At 68.0% G+C, this 21506-nt stretch carries 17 protein-coding genes; 7 read left to right on the forward strand and 10 right to left on the reverse strand.

What is annotated here, in order from left to right; all coding sequences use genetic code 11:
• Positions 1-26 precede the first annotated feature (26 nt).
• The 8 genes from ABLE91_RS01580 to ABLE91_RS01615 form a co-directional block, all read right to left on the reverse strand.
• Positions 27-3665 carry a hydantoinase B/oxoprolinase family protein gene (locus ABLE91_RS01580; protein ID WP_348927787.1) on the reverse strand — a complete coding sequence of 1213 codons (3639 nt, stop codon included), beginning with the start codon at positions 3663-3665 and terminating at the stop codon, positions 27-29.
• Positions 3666-3761: 96 nt separating this feature from the next.
• Positions 3762-4661 (reverse strand): ABC transporter substrate-binding protein, encoded by a 900-nt coding sequence (locus tag ABLE91_RS01585; RefSeq protein WP_348927789.1) that lies wholly within the window; start codon positions 4659-4661, stop codon positions 3762-3764.
• Complete coding sequence (locus ABLE91_RS01590; protein ID WP_348927790.1) at positions 4658-5167, reverse strand: (2Fe-2S)-binding protein; 510 nt, start codon at positions 5165-5167, stop codon at positions 4658-4660. Before ABLE91_RS01590 ends, ABLE91_RS01585 begins: the two co-directional genes overlap by 4 nt.
• Positions 5160-6035 carry an FAD binding domain-containing protein gene (locus ABLE91_RS01595; RefSeq protein ID WP_348927791.1) on the reverse strand — a complete coding sequence of 292 codons (876 nt, stop codon included), beginning with the start codon at positions 6033-6035 and terminating at the stop codon, positions 5160-5162. Before ABLE91_RS01595 ends, ABLE91_RS01590 begins: the two co-directional genes overlap by 8 nt.
• Complete coding sequence (locus tag ABLE91_RS01600; protein ID WP_348927793.1) at positions 6032-8377, reverse strand: xanthine dehydrogenase family protein molybdopterin-binding subunit; 2346 nt, start codon at positions 8375-8377, stop codon at positions 6032-6034. The genes ABLE91_RS01595 and ABLE91_RS01600 overlap by 4 nt, the downstream gene beginning before the upstream one ends.
• A 7-nt stretch (positions 8378-8384) precedes the next feature.
• Complete coding sequence (locus ABLE91_RS01605) at positions 8385-8762, reverse strand: 2Fe-2S iron-sulfur cluster-binding protein (RefSeq protein WP_348927794.1); 378 nt, start codon at positions 8760-8762, stop codon at positions 8385-8387.
• Positions 8762-10462, reverse strand: a complete 1701-nt coding sequence (locus ABLE91_RS01610) for an FAD-binding protein (RefSeq protein ID WP_348927796.1) — start codon at positions 10460-10462, stop codon at positions 8762-8764. Before ABLE91_RS01610 ends, ABLE91_RS01605 begins: the two co-directional genes overlap by 1 nt.
• Before the next feature lie 30 nt (positions 10463-10492).
• The gene (locus ABLE91_RS01615) at positions 10493-11035 is read right to left on the reverse strand and encodes a winged helix DNA-binding protein (protein ID WP_348927798.1); all 543 of its coding nucleotides are present in this window, start codon (positions 11033-11035) and stop codon (positions 10493-10495) included.
• A 520-nt stretch (positions 11036-11555) separates the two neighbouring features.
• On the opposite strand from ABLE91_RS01615, the gene ABLE91_RS01620 reads away from it, so the two are divergent.
• On the forward strand, positions 11556-12644 hold the full coding sequence (locus tag ABLE91_RS01620) for a helix-turn-helix transcriptional regulator (protein WP_348927800.1): 1089 nt from the start codon (positions 11556-11558) through the stop codon (positions 12642-12644).
• Positions 12645-12797: 153 nt separating this feature from the next.
• Complete coding sequence (locus ABLE91_RS01625) at positions 12798-14564, forward strand: methyl-accepting chemotaxis protein (RefSeq protein WP_348927802.1); 1767 nt, start codon at positions 12798-12800, stop codon at positions 14562-14564.
• Between the two features lie 4 nt (positions 14565-14568).
• Here the strand turns inward: ABLE91_RS01625 and ABLE91_RS01630 are convergent, their stop codons facing one another.
• Both ABLE91_RS01630 and ABLE91_RS01635 read right to left on the reverse strand, forming a co-directional pair.
• The gene (locus ABLE91_RS01630) at positions 14569-14790 is read right to left on the reverse strand and encodes a hypothetical protein (protein WP_348927804.1); all 222 of its coding nucleotides are present in this window, start codon (positions 14788-14790) and stop codon (positions 14569-14571) included.
• 96 nt (positions 14791-14886) lie between these two features.
• On the reverse strand, positions 14887-15954 hold the full coding sequence (locus ABLE91_RS01635) for a methyl-accepting chemotaxis protein (RefSeq protein WP_348927805.1): 1068 nt from the start codon (positions 15952-15954) through the stop codon (positions 14887-14889).
• Positions 15955-16495: 541 nt separating this feature from the next.
• Here ABLE91_RS01635 and ABLE91_RS01640 point away from each other — a divergent pair.
• The 5 genes from ABLE91_RS01640 to ABLE91_RS01660 all read left to right on the forward strand — a co-directional run bounded on the left by ABLE91_RS01640 (position 16496) and on the right by ABLE91_RS01660 (position 21503).
• On the forward strand, positions 16496-16825 hold the full coding sequence (locus ABLE91_RS01640) for an STAS domain-containing protein (protein WP_348927807.1): 330 nt from the start codon (positions 16496-16498) through the stop codon (positions 16823-16825).
• Positions 16825-17193, forward strand: coding sequence for a response regulator (locus ABLE91_RS01645; protein ID WP_348927809.1), 369 nt, complete (start codon positions 16825-16827; stop codon positions 17191-17193). Before ABLE91_RS01640 ends, ABLE91_RS01645 begins: the two co-directional genes overlap by 1 nt.
• Positions 17190-19175: a chemotaxis protein CheA gene (locus ABLE91_RS01650; protein ID WP_348927811.1), complete on the forward strand. Its 1986-nt coding sequence runs from the start codon at positions 17190-17192 to the stop codon at positions 19173-19175. Before ABLE91_RS01645 ends, ABLE91_RS01650 begins: the two co-directional genes overlap by 4 nt.
• The gene (locus ABLE91_RS01655; RefSeq protein WP_348927813.1) at positions 19175-19678 is read left to right on the forward strand and encodes a chemotaxis protein CheW; all 504 of its coding nucleotides are present in this window, start codon (positions 19175-19177) and stop codon (positions 19676-19678) included. Before ABLE91_RS01650 ends, ABLE91_RS01655 begins: the two co-directional genes overlap by 1 nt.
• Positions 19679-19778: 100 nt before the next feature.
• A complete protein-coding gene (locus tag ABLE91_RS01660; protein WP_348927815.1) occupies positions 19779-21503 on the forward strand; it encodes a methyl-accepting chemotaxis protein in 1725 nt (574 codons plus the stop codon).
• The last annotated feature ends 3 nt before the right edge of the window (positions 21504-21506 follow it).

The raw sequence follows: 21506 nt of genomic DNA on the forward strand, positions 1-21506 counted from the left end.
TTTCGGATGCGAGATCGGGGTGCGCGTCAGGCCGAAAGGCATGCGGCCTCCGTCGCGGTCTGCTCCGCCTTTGCAGGAGGCGTGCCATAGCCCCCGCCCGTGGGTGTATCCAGGATCACAGCTTCGCCAGCCCCGATCAGAGTCTGGTCGCAGCCGCCCAATTCCTCGATGCGCCCATCGGCGCGCCGCACCGCGTTGCGCCCCACTTCCCCCGGCAGGCCGCCGTCCAGCCCGAAGGGCGGCACGCGGCGCTGGGAGGAGAGCAGCGCGCATTCCATGGGCTCCAGGAAGCGGATGGTGCGCGATGTGCCATCGCCCGCGCTCCAGCGCCCCCGCCCGCCGGAACCGGCGCGCAGGTGGAAGTCCTCCAGCACCACGGGATAGCGGAACTCCAGGATCTCCGGGTCCGTAAGCCTGGAATTGGTCATGTGGGTGTGGACGCCGCCAATGCCGTCGAAGCCCGGCCCGGCAGGGGAGCCGGAGCAGATGGTCTCGTAATATTGGTAGGTGTCGTTGCCGAAGGTGAGGTTGTTCATGGTGCCCTGCGCCGCCGCCAGGGCACCGAGCGCACCGAACAGGCAATTGGTCACCTGCTGGCTCACCTCCACATTGCCCGCCACCACCGCCGCCGGATAGGTGGGGGACAGCATGGAGCCTTCGGGCACCACGATCCGGATGGGTCTGAGGCAGCCGGCATTCATGGGGATGTTGCCGTCCACCATGACGCGGAACACATAGAGCACCGCCGCCTGGGTGACGGGCGCGGGCGCGTTGAAATTGTCCGGCCGCTGGGGCGAGGTGCCGGTAAAGTCAACGGTGGCCTCGCGGCGCGCATGGTCCACGGTGACCTTCACCTTCACCACGCTGCCCTGGTCCATTTCCACTTCGAAGGCGCAGTCTGCGAGCTTGTCCAGCACCCGCCGCACACTCTCGGCGGCATTGTCCTGGACATGGCCCATATAGGCCGCGACCACGTCCTGCCCGAAATGGGCGATCATCTTCTTGAGTTCCGAGACGCCGCGCTCGCTGGCCGCGATCTGCGCCTTCAGGTCGTTGACGTTCTGCACCACATTGCGCACGGGATAGCGTGCGGAAGTGAGCAGCTCCACCAGTTCCGCCTCGCGGAAGCGGCCTTCCTCCACCAGCTTGAAATTGTCGATATAGACCCCTTCTTCCTCGATGTTCGTGGCGCGCGGCGACATGGAGCCCGGCGCCACGCCGCCAATGTCCGCGTGATGGCCGCGGGCGGCCACATAGAACAGGATGCGCGCCCCGGCATCGTCGAAGACAGGGGTCACCACGGTGATGTCGGGAAGGTGCGTGCCGCCATTATAAGGGGCGTTGATGGCGTAGACGTCGCCGGGCTTCAGGTTTCCGCCATTGGCACGGATCACGCTCTCCACCGACTTGTCCATGGAGCCGAGATGCACGGGAATGTGCGGGGCGTTCGCCACCAGCTTCCCGTCCTGGTCGAACACCGCGCAGGAGAAGTCCAGCCGCTCCTTGATGTTCACGGAATAGGCGGTGTTCTGCAGCGTCACGCCCATCTGTTCGGCAATGGACATGAAGAGGTTGTTGAACACTTCGAGCAGGACCGGGTCCGCATGGGTGCCCACCGCCGGGGCATGCCGCGCCGCCTCCGCGCGCTCCAGGACGAGATGGTTGCGCGCGGTGATCTCCGCCGCCCAGCCGGGCTCGATGACAATGGTCTGGTGCGGCTCGATGAGGAGCGCGGGGCCGGCAAGGGTCTGGCCGCGCTTGACGTCCTCGCGGCGGAAAACACCCGCCTCGTGCCATGCACCCTGGGAGAAGAAGCGCGTCTGCGCGGCAGGCGCGGCCTCCCCCTCCGATACGCTCTCCTCCGGCTCGACGATGGCGGTGCCGCCGCCCACGGCTTCCGCCGAGATGGCCTCGATCACCAGCGCCTTGGTGGCGTCGATGAAGCCGAAGCGGGTGCGGTGAGTGTCCTCGAACGCCGCCTTCATCGCCTCCGGCGTGGCGAAAGGCACGATGAGCGAGGTGTCGGTGCCGGCATAGCGCACATGGGCGCGGCGGAAGACCTCGATCTCCGCCTCCGGCACCCCCTGCCCCGTCAGCTCACCGCGCACCACGTCTGCGGCGGCGTCCAGCGCCTCGCGAGCCAGTTCGGCGCCGGCCGCATCGAGCGGGGCTTCCACCGTGCGCTGGCGGGTAGCACGGATGTCGGCGAGGCCCATGCCATAGGCGGAAAGCAGGCCCGAGAAGGGGTGGATGAGCACCGAGCGCATGCCGAGCACATCGGCCACGAGGCAGGCATGCTGCCCGCCCGCGCCGCCGAAGCATTGCAGGGCATATTCGGTGACGTCATAGCCGCGCTGCACCGAGATCTTCTTGATGGCGTTGGCCATGTTCTCGACCGCGATGCGGATGAAGCCGTCCGCCACCGCCTCGGGCGCGCGGCCATCGCCGATGCGCGCCGCGAGTGCCTCGAAGGCGGCGCGCACGGTGTCGGTGTCCAGCGGCAAATCGCGGCCAGGGCCGAAGATTTTCGGGAAGAAGTCGGGGGAGAGCTTGCCCACCATCACGTTGGCGTCGGTCACCGCCAGCGGGCCGCCGCGCCGGTAGCAGGCGGGCCCCGGATTGGCGCCGGCCGAGTCCGGGCCGACGGTGAGGCGCGCACCATCGAAGTGCAGGATGGAGCCGCCACCCGCCGCCACCGTGTGGATGGACATCATGGGCGCGCGCATGCGCACGCCGGCCACCTCGGTCTCGAAGGTGCGCTCATATTCGCCGTCGAAATGGGACACGTCCGTGGAGGTGCCGCCCATGTCGAAGCCGATGACCTTGCCAAAGCCGGCGAGCTTGGCCGTCTCGACACAGCCCACCACCCCGCCGGCCGGGCCGGACAGGATGGCATCGCGCCCCTGGAACAGGGCCGCGTCCGTGAGGCCGCCGGACGACATCATGAACATGAGCCGGCAGCGCCCTTCCGCGCTCTCCAGCTCGGAGGCCACCTGGTCCACATAGCGGCGCAGGATGGGGGAGAGATAGGCGTCCACGACGGTGGTGTCGCCGCGCCCGACGAGCTTCATGAGCGGCGAGACGTCGTGGCTCACCGACACCTGGGTGAAGCCGACCCGCCGCGCCACCTCCGCCACCGCCCGCTCGTGCTTCGGGAAGCGGTAGGAATGCATGAAGACGATGGCGCAGGCCTCGGCGCCAGCGGCGCGCGCAGCCTTGAGGTCGGCCTCCACCACAGCAAGGTCGGGCACGCGCTCGACCGTGCCATCGGCCCGCACGCGCTCGTCCACTTCCACCACCGCGTCATAGAGCTGATCAGGCTTCACGATGCGCTTGGCGAAGATGTCGGGGCGGTCCTGGTAGCCGATGCGCAGCGCATCGCGGAAGCCGCGTGTGGTCACGAGCACGGTGGGGGCGCCCTTGCGCTCCAGGAGCGCGTTGGTGGCGACCGTGGTGCCCATCTTCACCGCATTGATGCGGTCTGCCGGGATCGGCGCGGACGGGGCGATGCCCATCAGCTCGCGAATGCCCTGGATGGCGGCGTCGCGATAGGCTTCGGGATTCTCCGAGAGCACCTTGTGCGCCACCAGTCCGCCATCGGGCCGGCGCGCCACGATGTCGGTGAAGGTGCCACCACGATCGATCCAGAAATCCCACCCGCTCATCACGCTTTCCACCGCCTCCGTGGCCTTATAATCAATTGAACGACCAGTGCACGCACTTTTACGCTAATAACATTTTTATAATGTTATTATGAGTGCTCAGGCCGCCACCACCTGCTCGTAGGAAACGTCCTTGGTGAGCAGGCCCATATCGCGCGCGAAACCGTTCAGGCCCGCCACCGTCTCGCGGGAGATGGTGGTGTCGAAATAGGGCAGATCACGCTGGATCAGGTCGGCGATCAGCTCCGCCTCTGCGGGCGGGAACAGCGCCCGGCCGATCTTGGTGGCGAGGGTCAGGTCCGCCTTCAGGGCCGCATGGGTCTTCTTGATGGCCCGCGTCACCGCGCCCGCAAGGCCGGGATTGGCGGCCAGCACCTTGTCGGAGGCCGCGACAGAGGCGAACGTGTAGTCGAAGGCGCCCTTAGGCCCCTCGCCGCGCCGCAAGTCCAGCACCACCGTGCCGAAGCCGTGGCGTACCGCAACCTCCGCGGCCATGCCATTGGCCCAGAACCCGTCCACCCTCTTGTCCGCAAGACCCTGGGCGGCGGAAAGGCCGAAATTCGGGCCGGTGCTCGGCCCCTTCGGGACGGGTGCGATGCGGATGTCGTCGCGCACGGGGTCGAGGCCGACCTCCTTCAGCAGCCGCCGCAGGCCCAGCTCCACCCAGGGCGCCGCGCCGATGCTGCGGCCCTTCACGGCCTCGATCTCGCCGCGCTTCACGCCGAGGTCGGTGTGCATCACCAGGAACCAGTACATGCCCTGCGCCTGGGCGCAGATGAGCTTCAGCCCCTCCCAGTTGGGGAAGGCGCCGAGCCCCGCATGGGCGGAGGCGGCAACGAGATCCACCGTGCCGTCGCGCATGGCCTCGTAGGATTTGTTGGGCGGGAAGATCAGCTCCAGCTCCACATCGAGGCCCTCTTCCTTGAAGTAGCCGAGCTCGATGGCGGCGATGGCGGGGAAGTAGGAGTTCGAGACCTTGTCCGGTATGGCGAGCTTCACGGCGCGCTTCCTTCCATTGCTGTCGTCTGTTGAGCGTTAAGAACGGAGAGCGCCGCATCCACCATGCCCTGGTAGCCGGTGCAGCGGCACAGATTGCCGGCCAGCGCCTTGCGCACCGCCGGCTCCTCGATGGGTTGCCCATCCAGCTCACGCTGAAGCTCGATGAGGGTCATCACCACGCCGGGCGTGCAGTAGCCGCATTGCAGGCCGTGGTGGGCCGCCAGCGCGGCCTGGAGGGGGTGCAGCGCGCCGTCCGGCGCGGCCACGCCCTCGATGGTGGTCACCGTGCGGCCGTGGGCCTGCACCGCGAGCGTCAGGCAGGAGCGCACGCTGGCCCCATCGAGCAGCACCGTACAGGCGCCGCAGACGCCGTGCTCGCAGCCGATATGGGTGCCGGTGAGCCCCAGCGTATGCCGCAGGAAATCGGCGAGATGGATGCGCGGCTCCGCGGCGGCCTCGCGCAGGACGCCGTTCACTTCGATGGAGATGGTCCGCGCCTCATGCATGGACTTGGCTTCCGGCGCGTTCCAGGGCGCTGCGCAACGCGCGCGTCGTGAGAACCCTGGCGAGGTGCTGCTTGAAATCCGGCGGCACGAACAGCGCGTCGTCCGCCTCCAGTTCGCCCGCGAAAGCCGCGGCTGCGGAGATGGCCTCTTCGCTCGGCACGGCACCCGTCAGAACCGCCTCGGCCTCCGTGAGCCGCACCGGCGCCGCCGCTAGGCCGCCCACCGCGATCGCCGCACGCGAGATGCGGCCCGCGCCATCCAGCAGCACCAGAGCCGCCACGCAGACGACTGAGAAATTCTCGCCCCGCCGCGTCACTTCCTCGAAACCCCAGCCATGGCCTTCGGGCCAGAGCGGCAGCTCGATGCGCACCAGCACCTCGTCAGGCTCGACCTGGGTAGCGAGATAGCCCACCGAGAATTCGCCCATGGGCACACGGCGCACGCCCCGCACGCTCTCAATGATCAGCACGCCATCGAGCGCGCTCGCCACCACCGGCAGTTCGGCGGTGGGATCCATATGGGCGATGCTGCCGCCCACCGTGCCGCGATTGCGGGTTTGCTGGAATCCCACATGCTCCAGCGCATCGCGCAGCAGCGGGCACACCCGCGCCACCAAAGGCGAGCGCTCCGCCTCACGCTGGCGCGTCATGGCGCCGATGACCAGCGTGTCGCCGTCCTGCGCAATACCGCCCAGCTCCGGCAGGCTGTTGAGATCGATGAGGTGGGAGGGCGCGGCGAGGCGCAGATTCATCATGGGCATCAGCGACTGGCCGCCCGCGATCACCCGCGCATCCTCCAGTTCCGAGAGCAGGGAGAGCAGCTCGGCCTTGGAGGCGGGGGTGTGATAGGCGAAGGCGGCCGGCTTCATGGGCGCGCGCCTCCCAGCAGCCCATAGAGGCGGGCCTGCGTCATGGGCAGATCGCGGACGGTGATGTCGAACGGCCGGAGCGCGTCTTCGACCGCGGAGGCGATCACCGCCAGCGCGGCGATGGTGCCGCTCTCCCCCGCCCCTTTCACCCCGAGCGGGTTCAGCGGGGTGGGCGATTCCATGTGGTGCAGCTCGATACGGGGCGCCACATCCGCCGTGGAGAGCAGATAGTCCGCATAGGTGCAGGTGAGCGGCTGGCCGTCCTCGCCATAGACCATCCACTCATAGAGCGCGCTGCCGATGCCGTGGACCACGCCGCCGATGATCTGGCCATCCACCATCATGGGATTGATGAGGCGGCCGCAATCATGGACCACCACATAGCGCGTCACCTTGACCACGCAGGTCTCCGGATCCACCTCCACCTCGGCCACGTGCGTCCCGTTGCAATAGGTCATGGCGGGGGGCCGGAAATCCACAGCGGCGGCAAGGCCGGGCGCGGTGCCTTTCGGCAAAGCCAGTCCCGGCAAGCCAGCGAGTGCGGAAGCGATCTCACCGAAGCTGCGCCCATGGCCCGGAACGCCCTTCACATGCACGCGCCCGTCCGCAAGGTCGAGGTCGTCCGGCTCGGCTTCCAGCCACGCGGAGGCCACATGAAGGATCTTCTCGCGCACTTCGTGGGCGGCGAGGTGCGCGGCATTGCCGGCGGTGACCGCCTGCCGGCTGGCGAAGGCGCCGAGGCCGAGGGGGCTCGCCGCCGTGTCGCCGGCGATCACCGTGACATCCTGCGGCTTAACCCCCAGCGCCTCGGCTGCGAGCTGCGCCAGCATGGTCACCGTGCCCTGCCCCTGCGCGGCGGCGCCGGTGGTCACCACCACCTTGCCCGAGGGGCCGATGCGCACCGCTGCGCTCTCGAACGGCCCGCGTCCGGACCCCTCCACATAATTGGACAGCCCGATGCCGAGCCAGCGGCCTTCGCGACGGGCGGCCGCGCGGCGCTCCTCGAAACCGGCCCAGCCGGCAATCTCAAGCGCCCGCGCCTGACAGGCGACATAGTCGCCGCTGTCGTAGATCATGGCCCCGCCGTCGCGGGTCTTCAGCCCCGTGTCATAGGGCATCTGCGCCGGGCCGATGAGGTTGCGGCGGCGGATCTCCGCGCGGTCGAGGCCCAGCCGGCCGGCGAGCCGGTCCAGCATCCGCTCCATGATGAAGGTGCCCTGCGGGCGCCCCGCCCCGCGCGTCGGCGTGGAGGGAATGAGGTTGGTCAGACACAGCTCGATGTCGAGCTTGTAGGTGGGCAGCACATAGGGGCCGAGCAGGTTGGTGGCGGAATTATAGGGCAGTGCCACGCCATAGGGCGTGTAGGCGCCGTGGTCGTGCACCAGCCGGCCCCTGATGCCGAGCAGCCGCCCTTCGGCGTCGCTCGCCACCTCCACGCTCCAATACTGGTCCCGCTCCTGCACCGTGGACATGAAGTTCTCGAAGCGGTCCTCGATCCACTTCACCGGCGCCTTCAGCAGCAGGGCGGCAGCGGCGACCGCAAGCTCCTCCGGGTGGAACACGAATTTCGGCCCGAAGCCGCCCCCTACGTCAGGCGCGATGACCCGCACCTGATGCTCGAAGAGGCCCAGCGTGCGCACCAGCACGCGCTTGGCCTGATGGGGCATCTGGGTGCTGTCCCAGACGGTCATCAGGTCGTCCCCGCCATCGAAGCGCGCCACGATCCCGCGCGGCTCGATGGAGTGGCCGCCCCCCTTATGGATGTGGAACTCCTCCGCGATCACGTGCGCGGCGGAGGCGAAGGCGCTTTCCACATCGCCATAGGCCGCGCTCATCTTCGCAACGAGATTGTCCGGGCAGTCGGTGCGCGCCTGCGGGGCGCCGGGGGCGAGGCCGAGGCGCGGGTCCACCACCGCCGGCAGCGCGTCCAGCTCAATCTCGATCAGGGCAAGAGCGTCCTCCGCCACGTGCCGGCTTTCCGCGACCACCAGGGCGATGGGCTCGCCCACATGGCACACCTCGTCCTTCGCCAGGACGAACGGATCCACATCGAAGCGGATGGCGCCGGAGGGCATGGCGAGGGGGATGCGGTCGCAGGTCAGAAGCGGCCGCAGGTCAGCATAGGTCAGCACGCGCCGCACGCCGGGCAGCGCCTCGGCGGCGGAGACGTCCAAAGACGTAATGCGGGCATGGGCGAGCGGGCTGCGCAGGAACGCCCCGTGCAGCAGGCCGGGCAATTCGATATCGTCCACGAACCGCCCCTGGCCGCGCAGGAGGGCTCCATCCTCCAGGCGCGGCACGGGGTGCCCGATCCATTTCGTCGCCTGCCCCAGGACGGTCATGGCGCGTTCAGCCCGCCGCCTGTGTCTTGGCGGCGGCCTGCACCTTCAGCGCATGCTCCAGGCGCTCATCGGGCGGGCCGATCTCGGTCACGAGGTCCCGCAGGTGCGCCTTATTGGAGAGCGGCTCCAGCACCATGTCGCGCGGCTCCAGGCGGGCCGTGCAGGCATATTCCACCTTGCCGTCGACGATGATCATGCATTCCTTGCAGGTGTTCGCATTGATGCAGGAATGGCGGACGCTCAGGGTCTCGTCCATATGGGCGCGCACATAGCGCAGGCCGTCCAGCACCGACTGGCCGGGCGTGTAGGGCACCTCATACTCGCTGGTGAAGGCCGCCTCGCCGGCATTGCCTCGGCGGACGATCAGCTTGGCTGTGACACTCATCACGCGACCTCGGAAATCTTGGTGCCGTAGACCGCGCGGCGGCCGAGCACGAGGGTGTCGCCGGAGAGGGCCACGGTCTGGTGGAACACCAGGGCATCATCCATGGTGGGGAAGTCGCTGCGCTGGTGCGCGCCCCGGCTCTCCTTGCGCGCCAGCGCCGCCATGGTGACGGTCTCGGCCACCAGCAGCATGGACCTGAGGTCGAACCAGTCCAGCCGGCCCATATTGTAGGGGCCGGGGCTGCCCGGCGGCAGGTCACCCAAAAGCGCCTTGAGCGCGGCGAGGCGGACGAGGGCTTCCTTCAGCCCCTCCTCCGTGCGGAACGGGCCGACGAGGTCGGCCATGATGTTCTGAAGCTCGGCGATGGCGCCGGCGAAATTCTCCTGCGCCGGGGCGGTCGCGGCGCCGATGAGATCCATGAAAGCGGCCGGCGGGGCCGCGGCGGCGCGCGGCGCCGACCGAGCGCGCTTGGCGGCGGAAGCCCCCGCGCGGCGGCCGAACACCAGGGCCTCGGTGATGGCATTGCCGGAGAGGCGGTTCGCCCCGTTGGCGCCGGCATTCACTTCGCCGGCGGCGAACAGGTTCGCGACGCCGGTCTCCATCTCCATGTCCACCCGCACGCCGCCCATATGGTAATGGGCGATGGGCGCCACCTCGATGGGCATCTTGCCGAGGTCGATGCCGTTGGAAGCGAGCCGGTCGATCACCGGCCCGAACGCCTCGCGCAATTGCTGCTCGGGAATGTGCTGGAAAGAGAGATAGGCGCCGCCGGCGGGCGAACCGCGCCCGGCCGCCACTTCGCTGAGGATGGCATAGGTCGCCCGGTCGCGGGTGACGTTGTACTTGCCCTCTTCCTCATTGCCGTAATCGTTCACGAACTCGCGCAGCTCGGCGTTGAGCAGCCGCCCGCCCAGCTTGTAGCGGAACGGGTCCCACATGATGGGGTCCATGCCCACGAGGCGCGGCGCCAGATGGCCGATGGGGAAGAATTGCACGAACTCCATGTCCATGAGCTCGGCACCGGCCCGCAGCGCCAGCGCATAGCCATCGCCGCCCATGTTGGCAGAGGCGCTGTTGCGCCGGTAGAGCCGGGTCAGCCCGCCGGTGGCGAGCACCACGGCGCCTGCGGAGATGGTCACCGTGCGCCCGTCCGCCACCGAGAAGCCGACAGCCCCCGCCACCGCCCCGTCGCGGACAATGAGGTCGGTGATGTAGAGATCGCCGACGCGGGTCACCCCGTCCTGCCGCAGCACGCGGCCGCGCAGGGTCTTCGCCACGGCCGGGCCAGTGGAGAGGAAGTCCACATAGACGCAGCGCGGGCGGTCATGGCCGGGCGCCTGGGTCTGGCGGATGGTGCCGTCCGGCTTGCGCGCCCAGCCCACCTTCCAGGTGTCCATCTGGCGGATGTCGATCGGCCCTTCCTCGCAGACGAGCTGCGCGAGGTCGGCGTCGCACAGGCCGCGGCCGGCGGCCATGGTGTCGGCGAAATGGTGCTCCCAATGGTCCGGCACCTCCTCGCCCAAGGCCACGGCGACGGTCATCTGCGCCATGATGGTGGCGCCCGAGCGCCCGATCAGGCTGCGGTCGGCGATGATGACGCTCGCGCCCGCGCCGCCTGCGGAGAGCGCGGCGGCCATGCCCGCCGCGCCCGCGCCGACCACGAGCACGTCGGTTTCAAGATGGACGGCTTCCTGTGCCACTATCGTCCCTTTCCCGGCCCTGAGGGCGCTTCAAACGGTGGCCGCCGAGCGGGCGGCCTGGTTGTAGTAGCCGGACACGGCCCGGAGCACCTCGCCCACTTCCGAGAGCACCGGCTCGGACGGGCCGCCGGATGACCGCAGCGGCTTGACCAGCAATTGTTCGCGGATGGTGGCGTAGCGGGTGCAGACCTCGACCCCGCGCTTGGTGGCCTGCACCATCTTCTCCTTGCCCACCCGCTGCATGGAGACGAGGCCCGCCACCTCCAGCTTGCGCAGCGCATAGGAGGCGACATGCGCCTCCTCGATATCCAGGATGAGGGAGATGTCGGCGCAGGGCTTCGGCCGGTCGCGGTGGCGCACGGCGTGGAGGATCAGCACTTCCAGCGGCGAGAGGTTCGGGACGCCTGATGCCGCCATGCAGCGCACGATCCAGCGCTCGAACGCATGCACCGCCAGGATCAGCCCGAACTCGGTCTCCGACAATGCGGGTGACCCGCCGGCGGCGAGGTGGGCGGAGGAAACGATGGGCTCGTGGAGCGCCTCTTCGATGGCCTTCGCGCGCTTGGCCGGCATGGTGTCACCCTTTTCGCCAGGTTCGTTTCGATTGAGAGGTTCGCTTCGATTGAGACTTGGCAAAATTCTAATCCGCGTGCTGAAAAATATCCCCCCACCGATAATCCAACCCCCGCAACGGTTTTCCCTGGATCATCAGGAAAGCCGTTTGCCGGGTTTGCAAATTTCGTTCGCAGCTTATTCACTTTTTCCCGGCATTTTCCAGCCTTGTTCTCAGCAAGATGCACGCGGCGTGCCAGCGGGCCGGCGTTCGGCGAACGCTTTCTCGATCACGAAACGGCCCGGGGACGCATTGCTGCCTTCGCCAAAGGCGTGGGCTTCGGGTCAGGCCGTCGTGTCCTGAGCATGGCCGGGCCGCCGCGCAGTATGAAACGCTCGCGCCCCGACGGGCGGCGCCGTCAAGAGATGAGCGGGGCCAAGTACATAAGGACTGTACAAGGTGCCACCGGGCAGTGGTAGGCTGCTTGAGAGCACCCGCTTCAGGCGGCCATTCCGTTTCTTCGGCGCGGCCAGGCATGCAATGTCCGACACCCTGATCGATCGCATCTACGAATCCGCGGCGATCCCGGAGCTTTGGGAAGACACGCTGCAACGGGTCGCGGAGGAGACCGGGTGCCTCGGCGGCCTCCTGTTCGTGCTGCGGGACGCGAGGACCCGGTGGGTCGCATCGCCCGGTGTCCTCGCCCTGTGGGAGGGCTTCGTGGCCGGGGGCTGGCTGGAGAACAATTCTCGGGCAAACCGTCTGCTGGCGTTCAACCACGCCGGCTGGGTGCACGACCTCGATTTGTTCACGCCCGAGGAATTGGAGCGGGAGCCGGTCTACATCGAGTTCTTCCGCAAGATCGGCGCGGGCTGGGGGGCGGGCACCGCCATGGAGCTGCCCGATGGCGACAGCATCTTCTTCACCATGGAGCGCGCCTACGCAGCCGGCCCCTTCCCGCACAAGCATATCGCGGCGCTGGATGCGCTGCGCCCGCATCTGGGCCGTGCGGCCTATCTTTCCATGCGCCTCGCCATGGCCCATGCCCAGGCGACGACCGCGGCCCTGAGTGCGGTCGGCACGGCCGCGGCCGTGGTCCGGCCCAATGGCCGGCTTCTGGCGGCAAACACGCAGATGGAGGCCCTCATCCCCGAGGTCTTCGCCGACCGGCGCGAGCGGCTGACCCTCACCAGCAAGACGGCGGACGACCTGCTGGGCAGGGCGCTGATGCAGCTCTCCGAGCCGGGGAGCGTGGCCGATGTGGCGTCCATTCCCGTAAGGGGGCGGGTCGGGGAACCCGGCCTCGTCATCCACGTCCTGCCCGTGCGGCGCGCGGCCAGCGATGTGTTTTCGGGCGCCGCCTTCATCGTGATCGCGAACACGGTCGGCATCGCCGCATCGCCCCGCGCCAGCCTGCTCTCCGCATTGTTCGATCTCACGCCCGCGGAAGCCAGGGTCGCCCGCGCCATGGCGGACCTGAAGACGCCGGAGGCCATCGCCGCGGAGAACGGCGTGTCCCGCGAGACCGTCAAGACCCAGATGAAGGCGATCTACACCAAGACGGGGGTGCACTCGCAGACGGCGATGGTTCGGCTCCTGACGGCCGTGGGGAAGGCAGCGTCCATATAAGGGCGGCGGTTCACGTCCCCGCCCGCCATGCGCTCCCGGCATGACAAAATCCAGGATGCAAGCTCCACGAAAGCTTAGCCTGCAAACGTCATACGCCCGTAAAATATGGCGCGGCAGGTGTCCGGCAATTGTGTTCTTGCCACGGACATTGCCATGAGCCTCGCCTTGACGCGCCAGCGGCCCGCGTTCCGTTCGCCCCCCCTCTCCGCGCTGCGCTCCTTCTCCCTCCGCGGGTTTTCCCCCCGCATGACCATTGGCCGCAAGCTCGGTGTCGTGCTGGCCCTGCTGGCCTGCCTCACCATCGCCGTCTCCGCGTTCGGCTATGTGCAGATTTCGGCGGAGCAGCAGCGGGCGGAGCAGGTGGAGGCCATCTGGAACGGTGCGCTCCAGGCGCAGAACCTCGCCCGCGCCATCGAGCATTCGGTCGTCCAGGCCAACACCGTCTACACCGCCAGGGACAAGGCGGCCGCGAAGGACAAGCTGCAGGGCCTGGAGGCAGCGCTGAAGGACGTGCAGGCCGCGCGCGAGCCGTTCTTCGCCGCCCTCGGCGACCTTCTGGAGCCGGTGCAGAAGCTGCGCCTCACCAACCAGCTCAACGAATTCATCGCCTACCAGCAGGACACCGCCCAGCTCGGCCTCACCATCTCCCCGCAAGCCGCCTTGCTCCAGGCGTCGGAAGAGCCGACCATCAAGAGCCGCGAGCAGATGATCAGCACCATCGAGGCGCTGGGCCGCGACGTGCTGGCCGGCCTCGACCGCACCCGCCTCGCCGCCGACGCGTCGCGCGACAAGGCGCAGGTGCTGCTGATCGTGGTGCCGATCGTGGGCCTCGTTCTGGTGCTGGCCGCCGCCATCTGGCTCTCGGTGACGCAGATCCAGCGCCCCCTCGGCCGCCTGAAGCGCACCATGACGGCGCTCGCCAATAACGAGCTGGCGGTGGACGTCCCCTATACCGGGCATCGCGACGAAATCGGCGAGATGGCGGACGCCATCGCCGTGTTCCAGCTCGCGCTGCTGGAGAAGGCCGAAGCCGATGAGGACCTCCGGGCCCGCGTCGCGGCGGAGCACGCCCGCGTGGAGCGCCTCTCCGAGGCGGCGCGCGCCTTCGAGAACGAGGCGCTGGGCATGATGAGCGCGGTGCGCGAGGCCGCCGAGAAGATGAGCTCGGCCGCCAGCGCCATGGCGGACGCCTCCCACACCACCACCTCCGACGCCAAGGTGGCCTTCAATGCGGCCGCGGAAGCGGCGCAGGCGGTGGATTCCATCGCCGACAATGCCGCCCAGCTCTCCAATTCGGCCAATGAGATCGGCGAACGCATCCGCGTCACCAGCCAGATCGCCGCCGAGGCGCTGTCGGAGACGGAGCAGACGGGCGCGGCGGCGACCCAGCTCGTTCAGGCGGTCAGCAAGATCGGCGATGTGGTGCGCGTCATCGCCTCCATCGCCGAGCAGACCAACCTTCTCGCCCTCAACGCCACCATCGAGGCCGCACGGGCCGGCGACAGGGGCCGCGGCTTCGCCGTGGTCGCCAACGAGGTGAAGGCGCTGGCCGAGCAGACCGCCCGCGCCACCGATCAGGTCACGGACGAAATCCGCGCCGTCCAGGATGCGAGCCAGGGCACGGCGCGGGCCATCGACACCATCGGCGACACCATCCGGCGCATGAACCTCCTCGCCACGGAGGTGGCCGACGCGGCCATGCGCCAGGGCATCGCCAGCAGCGACATCGCCTTGGGCATGAGCCAGGCGGCGGACGGGTCGCAGACCGTCTCGGTCAGCATCGGCGGCGTGCAGGCCTCCGTCGCCTCACATGGCGAGCATGTGGACGAGGTGCAGATGCTGGCGGTGGACCTTGCGGACCGCGCCCACAATCTCGGCCGCTCCGTGGATACCTTCCTGGAGTGCGTGCGCGCGGCCTGACCCCTCAGGCGAGATCGTTCTCTCCCACCGGGCTCGGCGCATCGCCGATGCCGGCGGCCTGGGGTCGCCTGTCCCGTGCGCTGGAAGGGACAGGCTTCTGGCCATGGCCGTCGCGGTCACCGGCGCCCGATCTCAGCCGGGCGTGTTCGTGCTCGCGCGCGATTGCCTTCTGCCGTTCGATCTCCGCCAGGCGGCGGGCGCTGTACCGGCTCTGGTCATGTTCCATGGGGCGTTTCCTTCCTCTTGTTCTGGTTAAGAAACGCCCTGCCCTCCCAGTCGTTTCAGCGTGCCGGTGAAAATCCGGCGGGTGGTATTGGGGGCCTCAGAACAGCTCCATGCCGCCGTCCGCGGCATCTTTCTGCACCCTTCCCAAAGGCGTGCCGAGGATGCCGGCGGAGAGGCGGTTGCGCACCTCGCTCAAGGTGCAGCCCTGGATGATCCTCTCGGCGAGCGCGCGGTCGATCTCGACCTTCTCTCTACCCGACGGGCCGGGCTGGGACGCCAGGGCGGCGATGAGCGCCTGCATCACGGCGCTGACATTCTCCAGCTTCTGCTTTGTCAGGTCCTGGAACTGCATGGCGACCACCGAGGCGGAGACGTCCGAGGTGATCTGCTCGGTGGTGGCCGCCGTGCGCCGCAACACGTCGGCGAACAGCGCGTTCTGGTCTACCAGGCTCTGCATCACCGTCCTCACCCGGGCATTGGCGGCGAGGTTCTCCTGCGACATGTCGAGGGCGGCGATCTCCTGCAGCATGCCATGGCTGGCGCGCAGGCCGCGCGAAATCGATTCGATCTGCGTGCGGATGGCGTCCGAGAGCCGGTTGACCACGTTCGCCAGCTCTCGCACCTCGTCGGCGACCACGGCGAAGCCGCGCCCGGCCTCCCCTGCGCGGGCGGCCTCGATCTTGGCGTTCAGGGCCAGGAGGTTGGTCTGCCGGTTGATCTTGTCGATCTCGGCGATGCTGGCATTCACCGACTTCAGCTCGCCGAACACGCCGTCCAGCGCGCCGACCATGGAGGCGCCGTGGGTCGACATGCTGGTGATCTTGCCGATGAGATGGGACAGCGTCTCGCCGAGCCCGCCGGCCACTTCGGTCAGGGGAATCTCGGCGCCGTCGAGCTTGACGGTCTGGATCGAGGTCACAAGGTCGTGAAACGTCGCCGCCTGCTGCCGCGTCGTCGCGGCGATGTTCTGGAAGCGGGCGGAAATGCTCTGGACGTTGGTCTCCGCATGGTCCGTGGTGACGGCGATTTCGTCGATGAGCACCTGCAGCGTGCGCCGCTGGGTGAGCGACAGGCTCTGCCAGCGCTCCATCACGCTTGTGACCTCATCGTGCGGAGCAGTGCCGAGCGGGACGGAGCCCGCCTGCGGCGCGGTGTGTATGGCCATTTTTCAACTTCTCAATCGCGTGCAGCCGGCAATATTCGGCTCTGCGGCGCCTCGCGCCGGTCGCATCATCAAGTGGCAGGCTTGCCCCAGACTGGCCACGGGCCGCACGTGCTTCCGTCAGGTGCCGGGGGTAAGGGATCGCTGGCCAGGCGTTCCGTTGGGACAGCTTCGCGCAAGCTTTCTCCGGTTGCATAACACTGCGGCGCGTCTGCCCAGCTGGGCGCCCAGAATGAGAAGAGCGAGAATATATACGGAACATATCGCTCATGAACGATTGTATATATTCATATTGGACTTATTTTTCGCCAGAAATATCTGATGGTGACCTGATATTATAAGTCATTATGGGAACATTTTGACATAAGGTATAATTGTATCACGTATTCAACTATCTTATTGTGGCGATAAGTTTACTCTATAATAAAGAATATCATCGAAAATCATAAAATCCGGGCGATATGACATCGCATGGACTTGATGCCTGCTGACCGAGAACCGGGCAGCGAACAAATGTTGCAGAGTTGGATTGGGGGAAGAATTCATGGGGGAGCACGCCGCAAGTCACCGCTGCGCATTCGACGGCGATCTGACGGTCCGTTCCGCCGCCCGCATCCAGGCGCAGCTCATCGATGCCTTTGACGGCCACCGGGCCGTCGAGATCGATTGTTCCGGCGCGACCCATGTGGACCTGAGCTTCGTCCAGCTGCTCCTGGCCGCCCGCCGGAGCGCGGCGGCCTCCGGTGCGCGCCTCACGCTCACCCATCCCTCCGGCGGCGCGCTGCACGATGCGGTGCTGCGCGCCGGCATCGCCACGGACGCCTGCGCCGCCGACCGCGCTTTCTGGCTCAACACCACAGAAGGAAACCGGTGATGGGCAAGACCATCCTCACCGTCGACGATTCCGCCAGCATGCGGCAGATGATCAAGATGACGCTGTCCGGCGCCGGCTATGACGTCATCGAGGCGGGCGACGGCGCCCAGGGCCTCGCTGCGGCCCGTGGCGCGCCGGTCTCTATGGTGCTGACCGACCTCAACATGCCTGTGATGGACGGCGTGACCCTGGTGCGGGAACTGCGCAAGCTCCCCTCCCTCACGGGCGTGCCGATCATCCTCGTGACGACGGAATCCGACGCGGCCAAGAAGGCTGAGGCCAAGGCGGCGGGCGCCACCGGGTGGATCACCAAGCCCTTCCAGCCGGAGCAATTGCTGTCCCTCGCGAAGAAGGTGCTGGGCCAGTGAGCATCACCGACCCGAAGGCGATCTTCCGGCAGGAAGCCCACGATCTGCTGGCGCTGCTCGAGGTCACCCTTCTGGACCTCGATCACGCGCCGGGCGACGGCGAGATGATCGACACGGCCTTCCGCGCGCTCCACACCATCAAGGGTTCGGGCGCCATGTTCGGGTTCGAGGCGGTGGCCGCCTTCACCCACCATGTGGAGACCGCCTTCGACAAGGTGCGCCAGGGCGTGATGGCGCCGAACCGCGAGCTGATCGCCGTGGCGCTGCGCGCCCTCGACCATATGCGCATCCTGATCGAGGATATCGAGGCCGCCGATTTCGCCGCGGGCGAAGCGCTGCTGGGAGACTTGCGCCGCATCTGCGAGCCGGGCGCCGCACCCGCGAAAGCGGACACCGCCCTCCCCGTCCCGGCCGCCGCCACCCCCGCGTCCTGGCGCGTGCGCATGAAGCTGCCGCGCGACGCCATGGCCAACGGTACCAATCCGCTGCTGATCCTGGATGAGCTGCGCACCCTGGGCACCGCCAGGGTGACCGCGTTCACGCACGACGTGCCGCCCCTTGCCGAAATGGACCCCACCGCCTGCTACATGGCGTGGGACGTGGAGCTTGAGACGTCCGAGCCGCTCTCGGTGATCGAGGACGTGTTCATGTTCATCCGCGACGAGATGGATCTCCACATCTCGCCGCTGGACGCCGGGGACGAGGAGGCGGCTCCCTGCGAGGACGCCGCAGACGATGCCCCCTGCCCCTCCGCCGCGCAGGCCACGGCGCTCACCGAGCGCCGCGAGGGCCAGAGCCGCGCCAATGCCGCCGCCACGGTCCGCGTGCCGGCCGAGCGCCTCGACGAACTGATGGAGCGGGTGGGCGAACTGGTCATCACCCAGTCACGCCTCCGGCAGATCGCCGTCCTTTCTGCCGACACACAGGTGAAGGCGGTTGCCGAGGAGATCGAGCGGCTGGTGCTGGAGCTGCGCGACACCACCATGGGCATCCGCATGCTGCCCATTGGCTCGCTGTTCGGCCGCTTCCGCCGGGTGGTCCACGACCTCTCGCGTGACCTCGGCAAGCAGGTGGACCTCGTCATGGAAGGCGAGGAGACGGAGCTGGACAAGACCGTCATCGAGCAGCTCAACGACCCGCTCGTGCACATGATCCGCAACGCCATCGACCATGGCCTTGAGGACCCTCAGGAGCGGCTCGCCGCCGGAAAACCGCAGCGCGGGCGCATGGTGCTCTCCGCGCAGCATGCCGGCACCGAAGTGCTCGTCACCATCACCGATGACGGGCGTGGCCTCAATCGCGAGCGCATCCGCACGCGGGCGGAGCAGCGCGGCCTGATCGCGCCCGACGCCGTGCTCAGCGATGCGGACCTGTTCCAGGTTCTGTTCCAGCCGGGCTTCTCCACCGCCGCCGCCGTCACCAGCCTTTCGGGCCGCGGCGTCGGCATGGATGTGGTGAAGCGCACGGTGGAGGGCCTGCGCGGCACCATCGACATCGCCAGCACCGAGGGGCAAGGCACCAAGGTCACCCTTCGCCTGCCCCTTACGCTGGCCATCATCGACGGGCTGCTCGTGCGCGTCGGCCAGGGGCGCTACGTGGTGCCGCTGACCGCTGTCGAGGAATGCGTGGAGCTGTCCACGGAGGAGGATGCGCGCTCGCGCGGCCTCAGCTTCCTCAACATCCGCGGCGACCTCGTGCCGTTCCTGCGGCTGCGGGAGCTGTTCTCCTCGCGGCTGCCGGCGGAGCGCTACCAGAAGATCATCGTGGTCTCGTCGGGCGACTTCAAGGTGGGCCTCGTGGTGGACCAGGTGATCGGCGACCACCAGACGGTCATCAAGTCCATGTCGAAGCTGCATTCCGACATCGAGATGTTCTCCGGCGCTACCATCCTCGGCGACGGCGCCGTCGCCCTCATCCTCGACGTTCCGCATTTGGTCTCGTTCGGCCAGATGAAGGAAGAGCGCCTGAAGGCGGCCGGCTGATGAAACCCTTTCATGACCACGCGCTGGAAGTGGTGACCCTGAGCCTGGACGACAACGTCTTCGCGCTTGAAGCCTGCCATGTGCGCGAGATCCTGGACCTCGTGCCGGTGACCGAGGTGCCCACCAGCAACCCCTTCGTGGGCGGGCTGATCAATGTGCGCGGCAAGGTCGTGCCCCTGGCCGACCTGCGGCACAAGTTCGGCATGGCGCTGCGCCCGCCCACCGTGGACACGCGCATCATCGTCATCGAGATCGACCTCGACGGCGACCGCACCACCATCGGCCTCCTCGCGGACAAGGTCTACGAGGTGACGCAGATGGCCCCCGCCGCCCTCGAGGAGACGCCGAAGATCGGCATGGCGTGGCGGCAGGAATTCATCCGCTGCATCGCCAAGCGCGAGGGCGCCTTCGTCGTGGTGCTCGACATCGCGGCGGTGTTCGCCTCCGGCCGGCAGGGCACATCGGATTTCGGTGGGGACCCGACGGGGCGCCACGCGGCGTGAGAGCGGCCGTTCGCGGCCCGGGTTTGTAAAGGCAGAGGGCGGGTGATCGGGGGATCCCTCGTCCAACGGAACCATTCGGACGGGATTTTGGGGGCAGATCATGCGCGCGACGATCAAGCTGAAACTGGGGGTGACGTTCGCCGTCATCATCCTCCTCACCAGTGCCATGGCATGGCTCGGCATTTCCGGCCTCATCGCGCAGAACACTTATACGGACAACATCCTGCGCGGCCCCGTGGCGCGGAACATGGTGATCTCGGACCTGCACGTGGCCATGCTGGAAGTGCTCCGGCGCGAGAAGAACCTGATCCTCTCCGACACGCCGGAGGCCATCAGCCGCTACCAGGCCGAGCTGACCACGGAGCGGGCCAAGTTCACGGCGCTGCTTGAGAAATACCGCGGCCTCTCCACCGAGCAGGGCCGGAGCATCATTTCGGCCGTGGATGGGCCCTGGCAGCAATGGGGCGCGCTCCAGGCCAAGATCCTCGACGTGATGCAGCGGGGCGATCAGAATCAGGCCACCACCCTGTCGCAGGTCCAGGGCCGGCAGATCCTGAGCGATATCGCCAAACCCCTCGATGAGATTATCGAGCTGAACCACAAGCAGATGGATTCGGCCGAAGCCGACGCCGATGTGGAGAACCAGGCCGCCATCCGCACCGCCGTGATCGCCGCCGTCATCGTGCTTCTCGTCAGCGCGGCGGCGGGCATCTGGATCAGCTTCGGCATCAGCCGCGGCCTCTCCCGCGCCGGCAGCCTCGCTCAGGCCGTGGCTTCGGGCGACCTCACCCAGACCATCGCCAACCCGCCCAATGACGAGGTGGGCGACCTCATCGAGCACGTCAATTCCATGGTGGAGCGGCTGCGCGCCGTGGTGGGGGATTCGCTGTCCGCCGCCGACAATGTGTCATCCGGCAGCCAGGAACTCTCCGCCGGCGCGGAGGAGCTGTCCTCCGGCGCCACCGAGCAGGCGAGCGCTGCCGAAGAGGCCTCCTCCTCGATGGAGCAGATGGCCGCCAACATCAAGCAGAACGCCGACAATGCGGCGCAGACCGAGAAGATCGCCCGCCAGTCGGCCGTGGACGCCCAGTCCAGCGGCGAGGCGGTGGGCCGGGCGGTCCAGGCGATGCAGACCATCGCCGAGAAGATCACCATCGTGCAGGAGATCGCCCGCCAGACCGACCTCCTCGCCCTCAACGCCGCCGTCGAGGCGGCCCGCGCCGGCGAGCACGGCCGGGGCTTTGCGGTGGTCGCCTCGGAAGTGCGCAAGCTGGCCGAGCGCAGCCAGACGGCGGCGGCCGAGATCGGCACCCTCTCCACCCAGACGGTGACGGTGGCCCGAGATGCCGGCGAGATGCTCACCAAGCTTGTGCCCGACATCAAGAAGACCGCCGAGCTGGTGGAGGAGATCAGCGCCGCCTGCCGCGAGCAGGATATCGGCGCCGACCAGGTGAACCAGGCCATCCAGCAGCTCGACAAGGTGATCCAGCAGAATGCCGGCGCCTCCGAGCAGATGTCGGCGACGTCGGAGGAGCTGGCGGCGCAGGCCGAGCAGCTCCAGTCCTCCATCGCCTATTTCCGCGTGGACGCCACAGGCGCCACCGTCTCCGCCCGCGCCCCGGCGCCGGTCCGGACGGTTGCCGTGCCCGCCCCCGCGTCCAAGGCGGCGGTCCGCATGCCGGCCCCGCCCCGCCCCGGTTCGGCGGCCGTCAAGGCCGCGACCCACGCGAAGCCGCGCACGGCGCGCACGAACGGGCGCACGCCGGGCATTGCCCTGGACCTCGGCGGCGGCGATGCCCGCGACGCCGAATTCGAGCGGTACTGAGCC

It is taken from the genome of Aquabacter albus, from assembly GCF_040049275.1.
In the GTDB taxonomy this organism is placed as follows: Bacteria; Pseudomonadota; Alphaproteobacteria; order Rhizobiales; family Xanthobacteraceae; genus Aquabacter.